Origin of the sequence: Rhizobium sp. NLR22b, assembly GCF_019685295.1 — a bacterium.
Classification (GTDB): Bacteria; Pseudomonadota; Alphaproteobacteria; order Rhizobiales; family Rhizobiaceae; genus Rhizobium.
The window spans coordinates 161,079-181,243 of the sequence record NZ_JABDWM010000004.1 but is presented as its reverse complement, the minus strand read 5'-3'; the positions used below and the strand labels follow the sequence as shown (position 1 = coordinate 181,243).

Here is a 20,165-nt window from a genome sequence, read left to right as displayed (position 1 = left end):
CACAGACAGAGTTTTCTAATCCTCGTCCGACATCAGCCTGTCGATTGCACGTCTTTCCTTTTTGGTCGGACGGCCGGTACCCGTCGCCCGGGTCGCTTGCTCATACGGCGTGAGACGTTTTGTCTCATCCGGCGGCGGGGATTGGTCGTCGTAGAGCAGGCGGGCCTCCTCGTAGGGACCCCGCCGCTCCCCGGCGAGACGCACGATGAGAATGACATCGCGCCGCTCCAGCGTCAGTTCGACGCGGTCACCCGGCTTGACCATCTGGCTCGGGTGACTGCAGCGCTCGCCGTTGATGCGCACGTGCCCCGACTGGACGTGACTCTGGGCCAGCGAGCGCGACTTCACCATGCGCGTGAAAAACAGCCACTTGTCGATGCGCTGGCGCGAACCGCTTGCCGGCTGTGTCTCCCCGCCCATGATTACTTCTTCATCTGTTCCTTGAGAGCTGCGAGCTTGGCGAAGGGAGAATCCGGATCGATCGGCTTCTCCTTGCGCGGCGGCTTGGCCTCGAAGCGCAGCGGCTGGGCGCCGCGATTGTTGTTGCGGTCGTTACGGTCATTGCGATCGTTCCGCTCGCCGCGGTCCTTCCGATCGCCACGGTCCTGACGATCACCGCGCGGCTGGTCCTTGCGCTCGCCCCTTGCTTGCTGCGGTCTGCCACCGTCACGGCCGCCACCGTCCTTGCCGCGGCCGTGGCGGTTGTCGCGCCCGTCGCCGCCGCGATTGCCTTCGCCGCCTTCACCGCCGTTCGGACGGCGATTGCGTTCGCCGCGCTCCTGGTTCTGGCCGCCCCGGCGTTCGCCATGGCCGCCGCGTGCTTGGCGATGGTTGTCATTGCGGCCGCCGAGACGCCACAAAAGAACCGGCTTCGGTTCCGCCGGCTCGCCAGCTTCCCCGGAGGCGGCAGTCTCTGCCGAAGCGGTTGCCTCGGTCACTTCGGCCGCAGTGTTGCTGTCGTTCGCTTCTGTGGCGGGGACGTCGGCCGCCGTCGAAGCCGGCTCGGCTTGGGTCGGCTCGGAAACAGCCTCTTCCGTCGCTCCGTCGGCATCATCGTGATCGGCTTTTTCTGCCGCTTCTTCCGCGGATGTTTCCGCGGAGGCGGCAGGGGCTGAAGCCGCGTCCTGCGCCGCAAGATGGGCCGACGCCTCTTCCGCCTTCACGGCATCGGCGCGATAGCCGAGGCCCTTGAGGATCTCTTCCATGTCCTCGAGCGTCGCCCCGAGAATCGACAGCATCGCCGTCGTCGTCGTGAAACGGCGACCGTCATAGGCGCCCTCCGGACGATTGCTCTGACCGGGCTTCCATTGCAGCAGCGGACGGATGATATCGGCAAGCCGCTCCAGAATGTCGATGCGCACGGCGCGCTTGCCGAGGAAGCGGAAGCCGGCGAGCTTGTAGAACATCCGCTCGAAGCTCGGATCGGTGACGACCGAGGTGCGGCCGGCGGCAAGCACGGGGATGAGATCGCCGTAGCCCGGCTTGTCGAGACCGTCGTTCTTCAACGCCCAGAGCAGCGTGATCAGTTCGGCAGGTGCCGGCTTCAGAAGGGCCGGAACAAAGATATGATAGGCACCGAAACGCACGCCGTAGCGGCGCATGGAGGCGCGAGCCTCCTGATCCAGCGACTTCACCTCTTCGGTGACGTCGCGGCGGAAGAGCACGCCGAGATTTTCGACCAGCTGGAAGGCAAGTCCCTTGGCGAGGCCCTGCAGATCCTCGGCGCGCGACAGATCATCGAGCGGTTTCAATACCGTGCTGATGTGATGATTGACGAAACGTTCGATACGGGCGGCGACGTGATCGCGGGCATTGCCCGTCAACTGCTCGTCGGCGAGCAGGATCACGCGCGGCCGCATGACGTGATCGCTGCCGGAAAGCCGCGCCACGGGATCGCCGAGCCAACGGATCAAGCCATCCGAACCGATCGCCAGATCGCTATTGCCCGCGGCATGCAGCCGGGCCGCACGGGCCTCGAACTCGAGCGCGAGCGCCTTCTGCGACGCAGCCTGAACCGCCTTGGCATCCGGTCCATCCGTTCCCCCCACCGGGGTGAAACGGAATCCGCTCAACTGCCCTACATGATGTCCTTCAACGAAGACATCGCCATTCACACTGATTTCAGCTTCCAGCATCGCATTCTCTCTCAGGCGCTTCATGAGCACAGATGTCCTGCGATCAACAAAGCGTTTCGTCAACCTTTCATGTAACGCATCGGACAATCGATCTTCGATTTCCCGCGTCTTTTCCTGCCAATGTGTCGGATCGGCAAGCCAGCCGGGCCGATTCGAAACGTAGGTCCAGGTCCTTATCTGCGCGATTCGCGCCGAAAGCGTGTCAATTTCCCCATCAGTTCGATCCGAGCGATGAACCTGCTCCGCAAGAAACTGCTCGTTCACCGTGCCATAGCGCACGAGATCGGAAAAGAGGGTCGAAATAAGATCGGCATGTTGGGCCGGAGTGATACGCCGGTAGTCGGGCAGCGCGCAAGCCTCCCAGAGTTTTTCGACGCGGGCCGGCCTGTCGGCGAGGTCGATCACTTCGGGATAGCGCGAAAGCTGCTCGAGCGCCTGCTGATCGACCGCCGGCAGCGCCCGCGTCAGCCCGGGCACGCGCGGCCCGGCCTCCAGGCTGGCGCGCAGCGACTGAATTGAGGAGAAATCCATCTCCGTCGTGCGCCACTGCAGAACCTTGACGTTGTCGAATTCATGTCCCTCGATGCGCTGCACCACTTCCTCGTCGAAGGGCGAGACTTGGCCGGTGACACCGAAGGTGCCGTCCCGCACGTGCCGCCCGGCGCGGCCGGCGATCTGGCCGAGCTCGGCCGGATTGAGGTTGCGGAACTGGTAGCCGTCGAATTTCCGGTCCTGGGCGAAGGCGACGTGATCGACGTCGAGGTTGAGGCCCATGCCGATCGCATCGGTCGCCACCAGATATTCGACGTCGCCCGCCTGATAGAGCGCGACCTGCGCATTGCGGGTGCGCGGGCTCAGCGCCCCCAGCACGACCGCCGCGCCGCCGCGCTGCCGGCGGATGAGCTCGGCGATGGCATAGACCTCATCGGCGGAAAAGGCGACGATGGCCGAGCGCTGCGGCAGCCGGGTGATCTTCTTCTGCCCGGCGTAAAGGAGATGCGAAAGCCGTGGCCGCTCGACGATCGTGACGCCGGGCAGGATCTGCTGCAGGATCGGCCGCATTGTCCCCGCGCCCAGAAGCAGCGTCTCATCCCGGCCGCGAAGGTGCAGGATACGGTCGGTGAAGATATGGCCACGCTCGAGATCGCCGGCGAGCTGGACCTCGTCGATCGCGACAAAGGCGGCTTTGGTCTCCCGCGGCATCGCCTCGACCGTGCAAACGGAAAAACGCGCATTGGGCGGCGAAATCTTTTCTTCGCCCGTGACCAGAGCCACGTTCTGCAAGCCGACCTTCTCCACCACCCGCGTATAGACCTCGCGGGCCAAAAGCCTGAGTGGCAGGCCAATCACGCCGGTCCCATGTGCGACCATGCGCTCGATGGCATAATGGGTCTTGCCGGTATTGGTTGGTCCAAGCACCGCGGTCACACCGCGCCCGCTGAGAATCATCGGCTGCGAAGTCAGAGTCATGGTCCATGCAAGTGAGGCAGGCGCGCCCCGGGAAAAGTTTTGCCATCTCGATGGAGGCACAGAACACATGGACAGCTACTGCCGCAAACGCAAGGGCAGATTTCAAAATGCGTCGGGGGATTGCGACTTTTGCGAGTCGTCCGGACGGTCCGCCTTTCCGATTCGGAACAGCGTGAGAACGAATCAGAGACGAATCGCTGACTCCTGCTGATTCAGCTTTTGTTCACGGCTAAGTATTGATTTTGAATCACTTTTTCCTACTAAATGCTGAATCGCGGGGCTCTCTCCGGTTCGCATTTTGTGACCCTGCCGGAGGTCTGTCATTCGCTTTTTGCCAAGGGAAAAATCCGCCGAAATTAACGTCTCGATCAAATCCGGAACGAATCGGCGACGAATCGCCGACTGCTCTGCTTTCCCCTTTCGTTCACGGCCATATCTGGTGGCGTCGTCATGTTCCGCCCGCTAGATGCGGGGCAGGCGGCAAGATCTCGTCACGTCGGTGTTAATCTTCCGGCGAGCAAATTCACACAGCCTTAAGCCTGACCCGCTTGCCCGTCGGACCGATCAAAAACGGAACGAATCACCGACGAATCGGAGACATCGTGATCTTCCTGCTTTGTTCGCCGCAACATGTTGTATTTCAATGTCTTTTTAACCATACGGGCCATTTGTCAGGGGTGACGGATCACAAACCATGAATCGCGTCGCATCCTAATTCGCGCGCCCAACCGGGAACAAAAATCGCCAATGCGTGTTTCTTGTCCATTCAGATTGCAGATGAAATGAAGGAAAAACACCATGCTTGGCACGATACTTCTCGTTATCCTCATTCTGCTCCTGATCGGAGCCCTACCGAACTGGGGTTATAGCCGTGGCTGGGGCTATGGACCTTCCGGCGGTTTGGGGCTAGTTCTGGTCATTATCATTATCCTTGTACTAATGGGCCGCATCTAAAGCCCGACTAACCTGGGGAGTTACGACATGATGAAGAAGATTGTTCTTATCGGCGCGCTCGTGGGCGCTCTCGCATCCTGCACCGCGACCGAGCAGGGCACGGCGATCGGCGCCGGCACCGGTGCAGTCATCGGCGGTGCCGTCACCAACAGCTGGGGCGGTGCCGCAGTCGGCGCCGTTGCCGGCGGCCTGACCGGCGCTCTCATCGGCCAGTCGGTCGAACGCCGCGGCTACTGCATCTATCGCGATCGCTACGGCCGCCGCTACGAGGCGCGTTGCCGTTACTGATCGCATCACATATCGGACTCCCAACGGGCGCTTCTGCGCCCGTTTTTCTTTGCCGACACGTCCGTCAACGTGACGTTGACGATCGGTCATGAAAGTCAAATCCACCAACGCCCATTAGCTAGCCGCATATTTACCTCGTACGCGCAGGGCAGGCGCCATCGCCCGACAATTCCACCGTCGTCATTCTCGTCGCCGCGGCTTTCCTGACAACCGCGGTCTCATCTCTTGTCTTGGTAGCGGAGATCGCTCGCGGCAGCGAATGCCGGCCATGATTCGGGTTGATCGAGACCGGAACACCGGCAACCGCTTCTGCCCTCCCGAACAAAAGCAAAGGCGCGTTCTGCAACGCGCCTTTGCAAATCGACACACGTTCGTCCTATCTTAAACGAAGAATTGCCCGCCATTGGCCGTCAGCGTCGAACCGGTGATGAAACCAGCATCGTCGGAGACGAGGAAGGTAACGCAGCGGGCAATCTCTTCGGGCTCGCCGAGACGGCCGACCGGGATCTGCGGAATGATGCGTTCATTCAGTACCTTCTCCGGCACGGCAAGCACCATTTCCGTTCCGATATAACCGGGGCAGATGGCATTGACGGTGATGTTTTTCGCAGCCCCTTCCTGGGCAAGCGCCTTGGTAAAGCCGAGATCGCCGGCCTTGGCCGCCGAATAGTTCGCCTGGCCCATCTGGCCCTTCTGGCCGTTGATCGACGAGATATTGACGATGCGGCCGAAGCCGCGGTCGCGCATGCCGCTCCAGACCTGATGCGTCATGTTGAACAGACCGGTCAGGTTGGTGTTGATCACCTCGTGCCACTGCTGCGGCGTCATCTTGTGGAACATTGCGTCGCGGGTAATGCCGGCATTGTTGACGAGGATCTCGACCGGCCCGATCTCGCGTTCGACCTTGGTGATCCCTTCACCGCAGGCAGCGTAGTCCGAAACATCCCATTTGAATACCGCAACGCCGGTGACGTCGTGGAAGGCATGAGCCTTCTCGTCATTGCCGGCGTAAGTGGCCGCAACCCTGTAGCCGGCATTTTTCAGCGCCATGGATATCGCCGCGCCGATGCCGCGTGTACCTCCGGTGACCAGAGCCACTCTGCTCATGTTCCGCTCCCCCTCTGTGTTTTCGCCCGCTCGTGGCGGCATTTCAATCAATGACGGATTGCATGCTATTTAAAGTGCTTCAAAGCACATGGCGACGCCCATGCCGCCGCCGATGCAAAGCGTGGCGAGGCCCTTCTTCGCGCCGCGGCGCTTCATCTCGAACAGCAGCGTGTTGAGAATGCGCGCCCCGGAGGCGCCGATCGGATGGCCGATCGCAATCGCCCCGCCATTGACGTTGACGATCGACGGATCCCAGCCGAGATCCTTGCTGACAGCGCAAGCCTGTGCCGCGAAGGCCTCGTTGGCCTCCACAAGATCGAGATCGTTCACAGACCAGCCGGCCTTTTCGAGCGCCTTGCGCGACGCGGGGATCGGGCCGGTGCCCATGATCGACGGATCGACGCCGGCCGTTGCCCAGGAAACGATGCGGGCAAGCGGCTGAATGCCGCGCCGGGTCGCTTCCGCCTCACTCATCAGCACGGCGGCGGCAGCGCCGTCGTTGAGGCCGGAGGCATTGGCGGCGGTAACCGTGCCTTCCTTGTCGAAGGCGGGGCGAAGCTTGCCCATCGCCTCGAGCGTCGCGCCGTGGCGGATATATTCGTCGGAATCGACGGTCACGTCGCCCTTCCGTGTCTGGATGATGTAGGGAATGATCTCGTCGGTGAAGCGGCCGGCCTTCTGAGCCGCCTCTGCCTTATTCTGCGAGGCGACGGCGAACTGATCCTGGTCGTCGCGCGACAGCTGCCACTGCCGTGCGACGTTCTCGGCGGTGATGCCCATATGGTAGCCGTGAAAAGCGTCGGTGAGGCCGTCCTTGATCATCGTGTCGACCATCTTCATGTCGCCCATCTTCGTGCCGCTGCGCAAATGCGCGGCATGCGGCGCCATCGACATGGATTCCTGGCCGCCGGCAACGATGATCCTGGCGTCGCCGGTGGCAATCTGCTGCATGCCGAGCGCGACTGCGCGCAGGCCCGAGCCGCAGAGCTGGTTGACGCCCCAGGCCGTCGTTTCCTTCGGAAGGCCGGCCTTGATCGCCGCCTGGCGGGCCGGGTTCTGGCCTTCGCCCGCGGCCAGCACCTGGCCGAGGATCACCTCATCCACCTCGCCGGCATCGACGCCGGCGCGCGCGAGCGCCCCCTTGATGACGGCCGCGCCGAGTTCATGCGCGGGGACCGTTGCAAAAGCGCCGTTGAACGAGCCGACGGCTGTCCGACCTGCGCTGGCGATGACGACGGATGAATTGCTCATGGGGAGGCTCCTCGTTTTTCGTCCCACTTACATAAGGGGAAACTGGCAAAGCTTTGAGCACAAGTCAAACGGGAAGACCGGCCGCCGCCATTTTCGCGGCAGCAGTCAACGCCGATTCGTTTGATCTGCTAAAGGTTTGCCGCAACGCACAAAGAGATTGTCACCAGCCTTCTTTTGCGTTTACAGTCTGAAGTGGAGGAAGATCCATAAATCAGACGGGGGTTCAGGAGACTGATATGGCGAAGCATGAGGGTCAGATTGTCATCAAGAAATACGCCAATCGCCGCCTGTACAATACAGGCACCAGCACCTATGTGACGCTGGAAGATCTGGCGGAGATGGTAAAGAGGGGCGAAGACTTTACCGTCCAGGACGCAAAAAGCGGGGACGATATCACCCATTCGGTGCTGACGCAGATCATCTTCGAGCAGGAATCGAAAACCGGCAACACGCTGCTCCCGATCTCCTTCCTGCGCCAGCTGATCACCTATTATGGTGACCAGATGCAGATGGTCGTGCCGAGCTTCCTCGAACATTCGATGCGCGCCTTCAGCGAACAGCAGGCACAGATGCGCGAACAGGTAAACCGTGCCTTCGGCGAGACGCCGCTCGGCAAGAACCTGCAATTGCCGATGCAGATGGTCGAGGACCAGGTTCGCCGCAATACCGAGCTGTTTCAGCAGGCAATGCAGATGTTCTCGCCTTTCATGACACCGCCGGCGGCCAAGGAAAGCCGCAAGGCCGAAGCCAAGGATATCGACGAACTGAAGGAACAGCTCCGCGCCCTTCAGAACAAGCTCGACAACCTATAGTCCGATAGAGACATCTCGCCCGGCGCTTCGGATCGAAACGGCAAAACCCCCGATCACATCGATCAGAGCGATCGTCATCAAAATGAAGAACACCTGGGTCGCGGCGCCCTGGACGAGAAGAAACTCGACCAGGAAGGCGATGAAGACCAGCATCGACAAGATATGGTTCAAGAGGTTGCCGGGCCCGGTTCGCGTTGCTTTCAGGATTTCGAAGAACAGCACGATGAGCGCAACGACGATGAAGAGATCGCCGAGCGCCATGCTCCAGGTCGCACCCGAGAGCATCGACAGCACGATGATGTTATGCTGCAAGGCTGCGATGCCGCCGTCGCCCATCAGGCCGAGCATCGCCAGATTGTAAAGAATAAACGGAATAATCATCAGCGGCATTGCGGCTACCATCGGCAATCTCCCAGCGGAGAAAGAATACTGCCGCAAACCGTTGTCTCACCGCAAGTGATTGCAAATATTATCTTGCCGAAATGCAAAAGGCCGGCGTGAAGCCGGCCTTGAGACTCGCGATCGGACGAGCCGGATCGGAAATTATGCGCTTTCCTTCGGAGTCAGAACCTGGCGGCCGCGATACATACCGGTCTTCAGGTCGATATGATGCGGGCGGCGCAGTTCGCCGGAATTCTTGTCTTCGACGTAGGTCGGTGCCTTCAGCGCGTCAGCCGAACGGCGCATGCCGCGCTTGGACGGGCTCGTTTTTCTCTTCGGTACAGCCATTTTTCTTACTCCACTTGCGGGCAAAACATTCCCACGGCCAGACTGGCGGCCGAAACGGACATGTCGCGATTTCGGAAATTTTGCGCGCTTATACATGCAAGGGGCGGCCTTGACCAGTCCCCATGCATATTTTTTGCGAAGCCGATGATTCGAGCCTCAGACCTCGTCTTCCGGCACGATCCAGGGCTCGGCGCGGGCCGCCTCTTCCCATTTCCGCCAGGCCGGATGCGCCTTCATCGTCTCCATATAGGCGAGCGTCTCCTCCCGGCTGACGAGGTCATAGATGTCGAACCGGTTGACGACGGGCGCAAACATCGCATCCACGCCGCTGAACGCACCAAAGAGAAACGGGCCGCCGGATTTCTGCAGAAGGTTTCGCCAGATCGTCTCGATACGGCTGACGTCGGCGTCGACGCCGTCAGGCAATGTGATCCCGCCCCTCGGTCGGCGAATATTCATCGGGCAGGCATTGCGCAGGGCTCGGAAGCCTGAAAGCATTTCCATCGAAACAGAGCGGGCGAGCGCCCGTTCGGCACGGTCGCGCGGCCAAAGGCCGGCGTCCGGATAAAGCTCGGCGGCATATTCGATGATCGCCAGCGATTCCCAGATCTTCAAACCGCCGTGCTGCAGGACTGGCACCCGGCCGCTCGGCGATATCGCCTTGATATTGGGATTGCCGCCCGCATCGTCGAAAGGGATCAGGATTTCTTCGAAGTCGACGCCGGCGCTCGTCAGCGCCATCCACGGCCGGAACGACCAGGAAGAATAATTCTTGTTGGCGATGTAGAGCGTCGGTCTGTCCATAGGCCTCTCCCATTCAGGCATCGAAATCGAAGATCAGCAGTTCGTGGAAATGGTTCATGTCCTCGAACACGCAGAACGCCGGCGGCGCAAGCTCGAAAACAGGGGCCTTGCGGCGGATATCCTCGGCCACCTCGTCGAGCATTGCCTGCCAGCGCGGCAAGGCTTCATCCTCCAGCCGCTCGATCACATAGGCGAAGGTCACATGGAATTTGTAATCCATATGGTTGGGCTGGCGATAGCCGAGAAGATCGGCAAGCGCGTTACGCCAGGCGCGCATGACCTTGCGGTCCTTCTCCGTCGCTCCGTCGACGAGCAGGCCCGACGGCCGAGCTTCGACGACGGCGACTTTGAAAGGCTCCGCCATCGAGAAACATTCGAGCCGCGCCGCCATGAGATCGGTCATATCGTCGATCGGCGTCTCGAGAGGGAGGTCTGCAGGCCAGCAGTCCTGCAGGCGCCTGGTCTCGATGACGCCTTCGAAAAGCGTCATGTGAAGGCTCGAGATCGGCGTGAAGAGAAATTGCGGCGCCTCGGGCATCGTTAGATATTTCTCGCGCGCCTCTATCAGTACCGCCCGGGTCCTTGACCCCTTCTCGATGTGGCAGACGATGGTGTTGCCGGCTTCCGGCAGGAAACCGCCGATCTTGCCATAGCGGCTGCCGAGATGGGCGGGCGGGTTTTGATTGTGCGTCTTCGAGTAAAAGAGAAGTTCGGGAGAAAAGGTTGGGGCGGTCATGGGCGACTCGGGGGCTCTGATTGGACTGCATTCGCCCATATGGCAGAACCAAGAATGTCAGATGACGTTCACTGCTTCTAATGACAAGTTCTGATCTTATTCATAGATGCACTTGATGTAGTCGCCTGAGCCCTGCGCACGCCTCTCGATGACGCCGGCAAGCCGGCGAAGGCCTCGTCCGGGCTTGCCTGCTTTGCGGTCGATCGGGTTCGGGAGCGAGACAGCCAGCAGCGACGCCTGCCGCCGCGTCAGCTTCGAGGCCGGAACCTTGAAATGATGCTGGGCCGCCGCCTCGACGCCGTAGATGCCGGGACCCCATTCGGCGATGTTGAGATAGATTTCCATCAGCCGCCGCTTCGACAGGACGAAATCGGTGGAGACGGCGAGCGGAAGCTCCATCGCCTTGCGCACGAAGGAGCGGCTGTTCCAGAGAAAGAGGTTCTTGGCGGTCTGCATCGGGATGGTGCTGCCGCCGCGCGTTGCCTGGCCCTTCAGCGTATCCTCGACCAGCATGCGCATCTCCGCCCAGTCGACGCCGCCGTGGAAACAATATTGACCGTCTTCGGACATCATCACCGATTGCACCAGGACCGGAGCGACCTCGTCCAACGATACCCATCTGCGGTCATAGCCGCGCAGCAGCACCAGATCGCGCAGCATCAGCGTCGAGACGGGATGGATGAAGGGCAGCAGGTAGAGGAAGATCAGGGCGTAAGGAAGGATCACTATGGCCAGAACGGCAAGACCGACGCGTCTCAGCACGGGCCGATCTTCGAACCATCGCCGACGGGCCGGCATGTCGGCAATATCCTCTCTCTCCGGCGCTATATCCAATGTCCCAAGCCCATTTCGCTCCCTCTCGTTCTCATAACGCCTGTGAGGCGCTTATGCCAGAGCACATGGGAAATCTTGCTGCAGTCATCGACAATTCCGTTGCAAGCCCCGGTGCCCCATGCCAAACAGCGCCCATGGACGCGAACCGGGACACTTTCGAGACGAGGCTTAGGAACAACGCCCGCGAAATCGAGGCGCTGCTCGACGCATTGCTGTCGTCACCGGTCCCTCTTTCCGATGAAATCGCCAGGCCCGAGACCCTGCGCAGCGCCATGCATTATGCCGTGCTGAACGGCGGCAAGCGGCTGCGCCCATTCCTCGTTGCCGAAAGTGCCGCCCTGCTCGGCGGCAATGGGAAGGCCGCACTTCGTGTCGGCGCGGCGCTCGAATGCATTCACTGCTATTCCCTCGTGCATGACGATCTGCCGGCCATGGACGACGACGACCTGCGCCGCGGCAAGCCGACAGTCCATATCAAGTTCGATGAAGCCACCGCGATCCTTGCCGGCGACAGCCTGCTGACCTACGCCTTCGACATCGTCGCAGCGCCGGAGACCGCCCTTCCCGATACGAGCAAAGCAGCGCTGGTGCTGGCCCTTGCCCGCGCAGCCGGTCTCGGCGGCATGGCCGGCGGCCAGGCGCTCGACCTCGCGGCCGAGAAACAGGCCCCCGACGAGGCCGGCATCATACGCCTGCAGGCGATGAAAACAGGGGCGCTGATCCGCTTCGCCTGCGAGGCGGGCGCCATCATCGCAGGAAGCCCGCCCGAAGATCGCCGCCGCCTGCGCGCCTTCGGCGAAAAGATCGGCCTTGCCTTCCAGCTCGCCGACGACATTCTCGACCTGACCTCTGATGCTGAGACCATGGGCAAGGCGACCGGCAAGGATGCGGCCCGCGGCAAGGGAACGCTCGTGGGGCTTCATGGCATGGAGTGGGCCGAGACCGAGCTCCGCCAGCACGTCAGCGATGCCGAAGACCTGCTCGCCCCCTATGGGGCACGCGCCTCGATCCTCACCGCCGCTGCGCATTTCATCGCCGACCGTAAGAGCTGAGCCGAAGGTCAGGCGGCCAATATCTCCTTGAGAGCGGCAACCAGCCGCGCGCATTCCTCGTCGGTGCCGATGCTGATGCGCAGGAACTCCGAAATGCGCGGCTCGGCGAAACGCCGGACGAGCACGCCACGCTCCCGCAGTTCGGCCAGAAGTGCACCGCCCGATCGGCTCTCGTGCATCGCGAAGAGGAAATTCGCCTGGGATGGCAGCACCTGGAAACTCAACGCTTCCAGTTGCCGGACAAGGGTTTCCCGGCTGGCGATGATTTTCCGCCGGCTTGTTTCGAACCACGCCTCGTCCTTGATCGCCGCCGTCGCCGCGACCTGGGCCAGGCGGTCGAGCGGATAGGAATTGAAGCTGTCCTTGACGCGCACCAGCGCCTCGATCAGGTCCCGGTGCCCCAGCGCGAAGCCGACGCGCAGACCTGCGAACGAACGAGATTTCGACAAGGTCTGGATGATCAGAAGGTTGGGATAACAAGAAATGAGCGGCACGGCGCTCTCGCCGCCGAAATCGACATAGGCCTCGTCTATCACGACGACCGCATCCGGATGAGCAGTAAGAAGCGCCTCGATCCCGGCCAGCGGCAGGCCGATACCAGTCGGCGCATTCGGATTGGGAATGATGATTGCGCCGCACGGTCTGTCGTAATCAGCAAGCCGAATCCGGAACTGATCGTCGAGCGGCATCTCGATCGCCTCCACACCATATAGCAGGCTATAGGTTGGATAGAAGCTATAGGTTATGTCGGGATAGAGAAGCGGCAGCTCGTGTTTCAGCAGCGCCTGAAACGTATGGGCGAGAACCTCATCGGAGCCGTTGCCGACGAATACTTCTTCCGCTGTCAGGTTGAAACGGGCGGCGATCGCTTCGCGCAATTCCGTGGCGGAGGGATCGGGATAGAGCCGCAGACGATCGTCCGCCGCCTGCCTGATCGCTTCGATCGCCTTTGGGGACGGTCCGTAGGGATTCTCATTGGTATTGAGCTTGACCAGGCCGGGAATACGCGGCTGCTCGCCCGCGACATACGGCCGGAGCTTGCTGACGATATCAGACCAATACCGGCTCATTCGAACGCGCGGACCTTCATTCCGCTGCCGTCCGCTGGCCGAAACGCTTTTCGATATAATCGACGACAAGCGCCTCGAAGTCGGAGGCGATATTGGGACCGCGCAGTGTCAGCGCCTTCTTGCCGTCGATAAAAACGGGAGCGGCCGGCGTCTCGCCGGTACCGGGCAGCGAGATGCCGATATCGGCATGTTTGCTTTCGCCCGGTCCGTTGACGATGCAGCCCATCACGGCGACGTTCAGCGCCTCGACGCCTGGATATTTCTCGCGCCAGACTGGCATGTTCTTGCGGATGTCGTTCTGAATGTTCTGGGCGAGTTCCTGGAAGACCGTCGAGGTCGTGCGTCCGCAGCCGGGACAGGCGGCCACGACGGGCACGAACTGCCGGAAACCCATGACCTGCAGGATTTCCTGCGCCACCTGGACTTCGCGGGTGCGGTCGCCGTTCGGCTCGGGTGTCAGTGAGACGCGGATCGTATCGCCGATGCCGTGCTGCAGCACGAAGCCCATGGCAGCCGACGAAGCGACGATGCCCTTGCTGCCCATGCCGGCCTCGGTCAGCCCGAGATGCAGCGCGTGATCGGAACGTTCGGCGAGCATGGAATTGACCGCGATCAGGTCCTGCACCTGGCTGACCTTGGCCGACAGGATGATGCGGTTGCGTGGCAGGCCGATTTCCTCGGCAAGGGCGGCCGAAAGCAACGCCGACTGTACGATCGCCTCGCGCGTCACCTGCCGTGCCGACAGCGGCGACCCGGCCTCGGCATTTCGATCCATCAGCGCCGTCAGGAGATCCTGATCGAGCGAGCCCCAGTTGACGCCGATGCGCACCGGCTTGTCGTAGCGGATCGCCATCTCGATGATCTCGGCGAACTGCTTGTCCTTCTTGTCCTTGAAGCCGACATTACCGGGATTGATGCGGTATTTCGCCAGCGCCTCGGCGCAGGCTGGATGATCGGCAAGCAGCTTGTGGCCAATATAGTGGAAGTCGCCGATCAGCGGCACGTCCATGCCGAGCCGCAGCAGCCTTTCGCGGATTTTCGGCACGGCAGCCGCACTTTCGTCGCGATCGACGGTGATGCGCACCAGTTCCGAGCCCGCCCGGTGCAGGGCGGCGACCTGCGCAACGGTCGAATCGATATCGGCGGTATCCGTATTCGTCATCGATTGCACGACGATCGGCGCGCCGCCACCAACGATGACGCCGCCGACATCGACGGCGACGGAAGCGCGGCGCGGTTTTGGATCAAAATCGGCGGCTGAGGACATGAAGAGTTCTTGCACCCCTAAAAACAGTGCCTTTCAGGTGGATCATGACCGCTTTATTGTCAACCGCCCACTATATCACTTTTGTCTGGAGGTGGCTCAGTGGCCGCCTCCAGAGACCCCATCGGCATAATGGGCCAGTTTGGAGAATAGGAGAACGAACAACAGCAGCACCGGCAGCGCCATGAAGACAACGGCAAAACCGATATGCTCGGCGACGAAGCCGATCAACGACGGCGCTACCAGCATGCCGGAATAACCCATGGTCGTCACCACGGAGATGCCGATGCCGGGCTTGAGGCCGGGAATGTTGCCTGCGGCCGAGAAGGCGATCGGCACCATGTTTGATATGCCGATGCCGCAAAAGGCAAAGCCCAAAATGGCAAGCTCGGCATTGGGCGCCAGGCCGGCAAGCAGCATGCCGGCGATGGCAAAGAGCGTGCAGATGCGCAGGGTCTTGACGCTCCCGAGGCGGTCGCGCACGAGATCGCCGGCAAAGCGCATGGTCGCCATGGTCGCCGAAAAGGCTGCGAAACCAAGTCCTGAAAGCGCGACCGACGCCCCCATGTCCTGCCGGAGATAGAGCGCGCCCCAATCCAGGACGGCACCTTCCGGCACCATCGAGAACAGCGCCATCAATCCAAGGAGCCACGGCAGCGGCACCATCGGCAGCTTCGTCTTTTCTTTCTTGGCATCCGGATGCGGCGGATCCGCAAGGATCATCGGCCATGCCAGAGCAAGGAAGATCGCCGCCAACACCGTCGCCAGCTGCGCATGGCCGAGAATGCCGAGCTTGGTGATCACGATGCCGCCGAGTCCCGAACCGATGAGGCCGCCAAGGCTCCAGAAAGCATGGCAGGACGACATGATGGCGCGGCGCATGGATTTTTCGACGGACACCGCATTGGCGTTCATCGCCACATCCATGGCGCCGATGAAGCCGCCGAACAGGAAGAGCGAGATTGCCGCGGTAATCACGTTTGGCGCGAGCGTCAGAGCCAGGAGCAGCGGCAGCACGCAGACGGCGGTTGCCCGAACAACGATCCGCGAGCCATGCCTGGCGATCTGCGCGCCGGCGATCGGCATCATGACCAGCGAGCCAACGCCGAAGACGATGATCATCAGCCCGAGCTCGAACTTGCTCAGCCCGAGACGCTCGGCAAAATCCGGGATCTTCGGCGCCCAGCAGCCGACGACAAAGCCGTTCATGAGAAAGAGCAGGGAAACCGCTGCCCTGCTTCTGGTGATGAAGCCGCTGCGGACCCCCGACGGCGCATTCACATGACTGTCCATTTTCGGTCTTTCCTCGCTATCGGGCTTGGGAGCCCCCGTTTTTCTAAACTCCGTGACGACGGCTCAGTTCGTTTTTTCGGCGATAACGGTCCGGCAGCCGCGCTCGCGATAACCCGCAAGAACGCCGGGATCGGCATCGTGCTCGACGACCAGGCATTCGCAATGCGCAACCGGAAGGATGCTGTGGGGCGCAGCCGTGCCGAATTTCTCCGAGGTTACTGCCGCCATCACCTTTTTGCTTCTCGATGCCGCAAACCGCTTGAACTCCGCATCCTCGAAACCGAAGGTCGTGATGCCGGCCTCGAGATCGATGCCGCAGGCGCCGAGAATGCAGAGATCGGGCGAAATCTGCTCCATATCCCGCAAGGCCTTGGCGCCGAGCGCTCCACCCGTCTGCCGGTCCACCATGCCGCCGATCACGATGACGTTGACCGCAGGCTTGTCGATGAGCGCCGCGGCGATCACCGGCGCATTCGTCGCAGCCGTCAGTTCGAGTTCGGCAGGTAGAGCATTGGCAATCGCCAGATTGGTGCTCCCGGCATCGAAAAACACGCAGGAACCGGCAGCGATCTGCATTGCCGCAGCCCGCGCCAAGGCCTGCTTGCGGTCGGCAGCAAATCCCGTGCGCTGCGTCAGGCTTCCATGCGCCGGCGACACGGGCAAGGCGCCGCCATAGACCCGCTCGCAGAGGCCCGCCGCCGCCATCTCACGCAGGTCGCGCCGCACCGTATCCTCGGAGACGCCGAATTCGAGCGCAAGTTCCGCCGCCAGCACGCGGCCATTCAGCCGCAGCCGCTCGGAAATGACGCCTTGGCGCTCTCGCAATAAAAAATCCTGCATGTTCCTACCGGATCAATCGCTGAACTGACATAAACGTGCATAAACGCTTATGATCGTGCAGGCAATATGCGCGGTTACACGTTTCCTGACGCAGTGAAACAAAATTGAATCATCAAAGCGCGTCTTCGATTGGTCGCTGAGAGAAAGGTTGGAGCGTGACCGCGGCGACGCCACTTTCATGGAATTCGTGCGTGGAGGGCGACTCTTGAGAAAAATATTTGCAGTTGCTGCTTTTATTCGCAGTTTTCTACGCTTCCGGCGCCCTAGTTTTCTGCAAAGTATCGCTCATCCGATCGCAACCTCCCAAGGATGGACAGAACAATGAACTGGTTGAAAACCGTCGCCGCCGCTACCCTTATTCACGTCGCGGCCCTCCTGCCCGCCCATGCCGGCGAAAACCTCGCCGCCATCAAATCGGCCGGCGTCTTCAAGATCGGCACCGAGGGCACCTATGCGCCCTTCACCTATCATGACGAAAGCGGCAAGCTGGTCGGCTTCGACGTCGAGATCGGCGAAGCCATCGCCGCCAAGCTCGGTGTCAAGGCCGAGTTCGTCGAAGGCAAGTGGGACGGCCTGATCGCCGGCCTCGACGCAAAGCGTTACGACACTGTCATCAATCAGGTCGGCATCACCGAAGCCCGCAAGCAGAAATACGATTTCTCCGAGCCCTATATCGCTTCCAAGGCCGTGCTGATCGTCCGCGACGGCGATGACAGCATCAAGGCCTTCGCCGACCTGAAGGGCAAGAAATCAGCCCAGTCGCTGACCAGCAACTTCGGCAAGATCGCCACCGAATCCGGGGCCGAGCTCGTGGGCACGGACGGTTTCGACCAGTCGATCCAGCTTGTGCTGACCAAACGCGCCGATGCGACGATCAACGACAGCCTCTCCTTCCTCGACTTCAAGAAGCACAAGCCGGACGCGCCGGTAAAGATCGCCGCCCAGCAGGAAAATGCCGATTACTCCGGCGTCATCATCCGCAAGAACGAGCCGGAACTGCTGGAAGCGATTAATAAGGCGCTCGCCGATATCAAGGCCGACGGCACTTACAAGAAGATCGCCGACAAATATTTCGGCCAGGACGTCTCGAAGTAAGCTTCGTCTAAAAAACTCCCCTCCCTCCCCACAAGGGGGAGGGGCTTTGGCCGGGAACCGCCTCACCTCAAAATAGAGGTCCCGACTTGCAGCTCGGTGATCATTTCATGCGGCGCGGGAGGCAGATTAAGTCCCTGCCCCTTGTGGGAAGGGGTTGGGGAGGGGTATTTCGAAGTATCACTGGTCAACCGACGAGAGGGAATATCCCTTGCCGCACTGGCTCCAACTGATGGCGGAATCGCTTCCCTCGCTCCTCTGGGCGGGATTGATCTTCACCATTCCGCTGACGCTGCTCTCCTTCGTCTTTGGTCTGATCCTCGGCCTGATCACGGCGATCGCCCGCCTTTTCGGCCCGACGCCCGTCGCGGCGCTTGCCCGTTTCTATGTTTGGGTCATTCGCGGCACGCCGCTGCTCGTCCAGCTCTTCGTGATCTTTTATGGGCTGCCGAGCATCGGCATCCTGCTCGACGCCTTTCCTGCCGCGCTGATCGGCTTCACCCTGAATATCGGCGCCTACAGCTCAGAGATCATCCGCGCGGTCATCTCCTCCGTGCCGAAGGGCCAGTGGGAAGCGGCCTATTCGATCGGCATGAGCTGGCGCCAGGCGATGAGCCGGACGATCCTGCCACAGGCCGGCCGCGTCGCCGTGCCGCCTCTGTCGAACACCTTCATCTCGCTGGTCAAGGATACCTCGCTTGCCGCCGCCATCACCGTGCCGGAGCTCTTCCAGGCGGCACAACGCATCGTCGCCACCACCTACGAGCCGCTGATCCTCTATATCGAGGCGGCGCTGATCTATCTCGCCCTGAGCTCCGTCCTCTCGCAGCTGCAGGTGCGGCTGGAACGTCGTTTCGCACGTTATGGCGGCATGCTGGAGGCAAACGCATGATCGAGCTTTCCAACATCGAGAAGCGCTTCGGCGATGCCGTCATTCTGAAGGATATCAGCCTCCGCATTCCCGAGGGCAGCGTCACCGCGCTCGTCGGGCCGTCCGGCGGTGGCAAGAGCACGCTACTGCGCTGCATCAACCTGCTCGAGATCCCGACATCAGGCGCGATCCGCCTCGGCGAGGAAGAGCTTTCCTTCGCGCCCGGCAAACGCTTGGGCCGGCAGGCGATCCAGAAAATCCGCCGTCAGACCGGCATGGTCTTCCAGAATTTCCAGCTCTTTCCGCATCAGACCGCGATTGAAAACGTTATGGAAGGTCTGGTCACGGTGCTGAAGTGGCCGAAGGAGAAAGCGCGCGAACACGCCATGGAACTGCTGACCAAGGTCGGCATGGCGCACAAGACCGATGCCTGGCCTTCGACCTTATCGGGTGGCCAGCAGCAACGCGTGGCAATCGCCCGGGCCCTTGCGCCGTCGCCACGGGTGCTTCTCTGCGACGAGCCGACCTCGGCGCTCGATCCGGAACTCTCGGCGGAAGTGGTCGACGTGCTGGGCCAGCTTGCCCGCGAAGGCACGACGATGGTCATGGCCACCCACGATCTCCGGCTCGCCTCGAAAATCGCGAATGACGTCGTCTTCCTGGAGGCCGGGAGCGTGGTGGAAACGGGCAGCGCGAAAGCCATTTTCAGCGCGCCCAAGCGCGAACGCACCAAGCGCTTCATATCGACGATCAACGCTGCCCACACATATGACATCTAGTGCAATTCCGTTTCTCTTCGAATCAAGGAATTGCTCTATCTCTATGTTTTCACGCAATTCCGAATGCAAAACCGCTGCACACTTTTGCTGGAATTGCTCTTGTCTCACGTGAATCGTGATTCACGTGAGACGCTTTGATTTTAAGCCACCTGCCTCAGGCTGAGGTGACGACCGAACGCGCCGCCTTCAACGCATTGCCCCACCAGATGAGCTGATCGAGCTGGTTCTTCGCCGCCTCGTTGAGGTGCGGGTAATCGCCAAGGCTCTTGCCTTCCTTGAGCACGCTCAAATATTCGCTGAAAGCGATGTGCACGCCCGTTTTCACCGAGGCAGCGCCCATTTCCACGAAGATCAGCCTCAGATGCTCGACGGCCCGCGCACCGCCGACGCCGCCGTAGCCGACGAAGGCGACCGGCTTCTGGAGGAACTCGCCGAGATCGATAGCGTTCTTCAGAACCGCCGTCGGTGCATGATTGTACTCGGCGACGGTGAATATGTAGCCGTCGAATTCGCGCAGCTTCTTCTTCCAGCGCTCGGCGGTGTCGCTTTCCACCGTGGTGGCGCGCTCTTCGCCAAAGAAATGCATGGGATAGTCGAGAAGATCGAGAACCTCGACTTCGAGATCGGAGCGTTGGCCGACGAGCTCGGCGATCCATTTTGCCGGATGTTCGGCGAAACGGCCAATACGAGTGCTGCCGACGATGACGGCGATCTTCAATTTGCTCATGAAATTGTTTCCTGATTGATTTTGGGAGGGGCAGGCACGTAAGTCTACGAAAAAGCC

The 20,165-nt window shown here is 61.2% G+C and carries 21 protein-coding genes; 7 read left to right on the top strand and 14 right to left on the bottom strand.

The window, feature by feature from the left end:
• Positions 1 to 15: 15 nt before the first annotated feature.
• Together HJC00_RS08905 and HJC00_RS08900 are read right to left on the bottom strand one after the other, a co-directional pair.
• Positions 16 to 420, bottom strand: coding sequence for an RNA-binding S4 domain-containing protein (locus tag HJC00_RS08905; RefSeq protein ID WP_221122921.1), 405 nt, complete (start codon positions 418 to 420; stop codon positions 16 to 18).
• A gap of 2 nt (positions 421 to 422) precedes the next feature.
• Complete coding sequence (locus HJC00_RS08900) at positions 423 to 3,605, bottom strand: helicase-related protein (RefSeq protein ID WP_221122922.1); 3,183 nt, start codon at positions 3,603 to 3,605, stop codon at positions 423 to 425.
• 798 nt (positions 3,606 to 4,403) lie between these two features.
• On the opposite strand from HJC00_RS08900, the gene HJC00_RS08895 reads away from it, so the two are divergent.
• Together HJC00_RS08895 and HJC00_RS08890 are read left to right on the top strand one after the other, a co-directional pair.
• A complete protein-coding gene (locus tag HJC00_RS08895; RefSeq protein ID WP_003543790.1) occupies positions 4,404 to 4,559 on the top strand; it encodes a DUF3309 family protein in 156 nt (51 codons plus the stop codon).
• A 27-nt stretch (positions 4,560 to 4,586) separates the two neighbouring features.
• Positions 4,587 to 4,847, top strand: a complete 261-nt coding sequence (locus HJC00_RS08890) for a YMGG-like glycine zipper-containing protein (protein ID WP_009991900.1) — start codon at positions 4,587 to 4,589, stop codon at positions 4,845 to 4,847.
• Between the two features lie 381 nt (positions 4,848 to 5,228).
• Here the strand turns inward: HJC00_RS08890 and HJC00_RS08885 are convergent, their stop codons facing one another.
• Positions 5,229 to 5,954: a beta-ketoacyl-ACP reductase gene (locus HJC00_RS08885; RefSeq protein WP_210632699.1), complete on the bottom strand. Its 726-nt coding sequence runs from the start codon at positions 5,952 to 5,954 to the stop codon at positions 5,229 to 5,231.
• Positions 5,955 to 6,023: 69 nt separating this feature from the next.
• A complete protein-coding gene (locus HJC00_RS08880; RefSeq protein ID WP_210632698.1) occupies positions 6,024 to 7,205 on the bottom strand; it encodes an acetyl-CoA C-acetyltransferase in 1,182 nt (393 codons plus the stop codon).
• Between the two features lie 236 nt (positions 7,206 to 7,441).
• Here HJC00_RS08880 and phaR point away from each other — a divergent pair, with 236 nt between their 5' ends.
• Positions 7,442 to 8,017, top strand: a complete 576-nt coding sequence (phaR, locus tag HJC00_RS08875; RefSeq protein WP_210632697.1) for a polyhydroxyalkanoate synthesis repressor PhaR — start codon at positions 7,442 to 7,444, stop codon at positions 8,015 to 8,017.
• On the opposite strand, the gene HJC00_RS08870 is transcribed toward phaR, so the two are convergent.
• From HJC00_RS08870 to mtgA, 5 genes are all read right to left on the bottom strand, one after another.
• On the bottom strand, positions 8,012 to 8,419 hold the full coding sequence (locus HJC00_RS08870; RefSeq protein WP_210632696.1) for a hypothetical protein: 408 nt from the start codon (positions 8,417 to 8,419) through the stop codon (positions 8,012 to 8,014). The genes phaR and HJC00_RS08870 overlap by 6 nt on opposite strands.
• A 141-nt stretch (positions 8,420 to 8,560) precedes the next feature.
• On the bottom strand, positions 8,561 to 8,746 hold the full coding sequence (gene rpmF, locus HJC00_RS08865) for a 50S ribosomal protein L32 (protein ID WP_003543812.1): 186 nt from the start codon (positions 8,744 to 8,746) through the stop codon (positions 8,561 to 8,563).
• Positions 8,747 to 8,902: 156 nt separating this feature from the next.
• Positions 8,903 to 9,550, bottom strand: coding sequence for a glutathione S-transferase family protein (locus tag HJC00_RS08860; RefSeq protein ID WP_210632695.1), 648 nt, complete (start codon positions 9,548 to 9,550; stop codon positions 8,903 to 8,905).
• Positions 9,551 to 9,563: 13 nt separating this feature from the next.
• Positions 9,564 to 10,286 (bottom strand): DUF1868 domain-containing protein, encoded by a 723-nt coding sequence (locus HJC00_RS08855; protein ID WP_221146186.1) that lies wholly within the window; start codon positions 10,284 to 10,286, stop codon positions 9,564 to 9,566.
• Between the two features lie 96 nt (positions 10,287 to 10,382).
• Positions 10,383 to 11,120, bottom strand: a complete 738-nt coding sequence (gene mtgA, locus HJC00_RS08850) for a monofunctional biosynthetic peptidoglycan transglycosylase (protein ID WP_210632693.1) — start codon at positions 11,118 to 11,120, stop codon at positions 10,383 to 10,385.
• Between the two features lie 134 nt (positions 11,121 to 11,254).
• Here mtgA and HJC00_RS08845 point away from each other — a divergent pair, with 134 nt between their 5' ends.
• Complete coding sequence (locus tag HJC00_RS08845; protein WP_210632692.1) at positions 11,255 to 12,172, top strand: polyprenyl synthetase family protein; 918 nt, start codon at positions 11,255 to 11,257, stop codon at positions 12,170 to 12,172.
• An 8-nt stretch (positions 12,173 to 12,180) separates the two neighbouring features.
• On the opposite strand, the gene hisC is transcribed toward HJC00_RS08845, so the two are convergent.
• The 4 genes from hisC to HJC00_RS08825 all read right to left on the bottom strand — a co-directional run bounded on the left by hisC (position 12,181) and on the right by HJC00_RS08825 (position 16,639).
• Positions 12,181 to 13,242: a histidinol-phosphate transaminase gene (gene hisC, locus HJC00_RS08840; protein WP_210632691.1), complete on the bottom strand. Its 1,062-nt coding sequence runs from the start codon at positions 13,240 to 13,242 to the stop codon at positions 12,181 to 12,183.
• Between the two features lie 16 nt (positions 13,243 to 13,258).
• Positions 13,259 to 14,509 (bottom strand): flavodoxin-dependent (E)-4-hydroxy-3-methylbut-2-enyl-diphosphate synthase, encoded by a 1,251-nt coding sequence (ispG, locus tag HJC00_RS08835; protein WP_210632690.1) that lies wholly within the window; start codon positions 14,507 to 14,509, stop codon positions 13,259 to 13,261.
• Between the two features lie 96 nt (positions 14,510 to 14,605).
• Positions 14,606 to 15,799, bottom strand: a complete 1,194-nt coding sequence (locus HJC00_RS08830) for an MFS transporter (RefSeq protein WP_210632689.1) — start codon at positions 15,797 to 15,799, stop codon at positions 14,606 to 14,608.
• Positions 15,800 to 15,862: 63 nt separating this feature from the next.
• Complete coding sequence (locus HJC00_RS08825; protein ID WP_210632688.1) at positions 15,863 to 16,639, bottom strand: DeoR/GlpR family DNA-binding transcription regulator; 777 nt, start codon at positions 16,637 to 16,639, stop codon at positions 15,863 to 15,865.
• A gap of 321 nt (positions 16,640 to 16,960) precedes the next feature.
• Between HJC00_RS08825 and HJC00_RS08820 the strand changes: the two genes are divergently transcribed.
• From HJC00_RS08820 to HJC00_RS08810, 3 genes are all read left to right on the top strand, one after another.
• Entirely contained in the window at positions 16,961 to 17,734 is a 774-nt protein-coding gene (locus HJC00_RS08820) for an amino acid ABC transporter substrate-binding protein (protein WP_221163864.1), read from the top strand.
• Between the two features lie 208 nt (positions 17,735 to 17,942).
• On the top strand, positions 17,943 to 18,623 hold the full coding sequence (locus HJC00_RS08815; protein ID WP_221146182.1) for an amino acid ABC transporter permease: 681 nt from the start codon (positions 17,943 to 17,945) through the stop codon (positions 18,621 to 18,623).
• Entirely contained in the window at positions 18,620 to 19,381 is a 762-nt protein-coding gene (locus HJC00_RS08810) for an amino acid ABC transporter ATP-binding protein (RefSeq protein WP_221146179.1), read from the top strand. The genes HJC00_RS08815 and HJC00_RS08810 overlap by 4 nt, the downstream gene beginning before the upstream one ends.
• 154 nt (positions 19,382 to 19,535) lie before the next feature.
• On the opposite strand, the gene HJC00_RS08805 is transcribed toward HJC00_RS08810, so the two are convergent.
• Positions 19,536 to 20,108, bottom strand: a complete 573-nt coding sequence (locus tag HJC00_RS08805; RefSeq protein WP_210632684.1) for an NADPH-dependent FMN reductase — start codon at positions 20,106 to 20,108, stop codon at positions 19,536 to 19,538.
• Positions 20,109 to 20,165 lie beyond the last annotated feature (57 nt).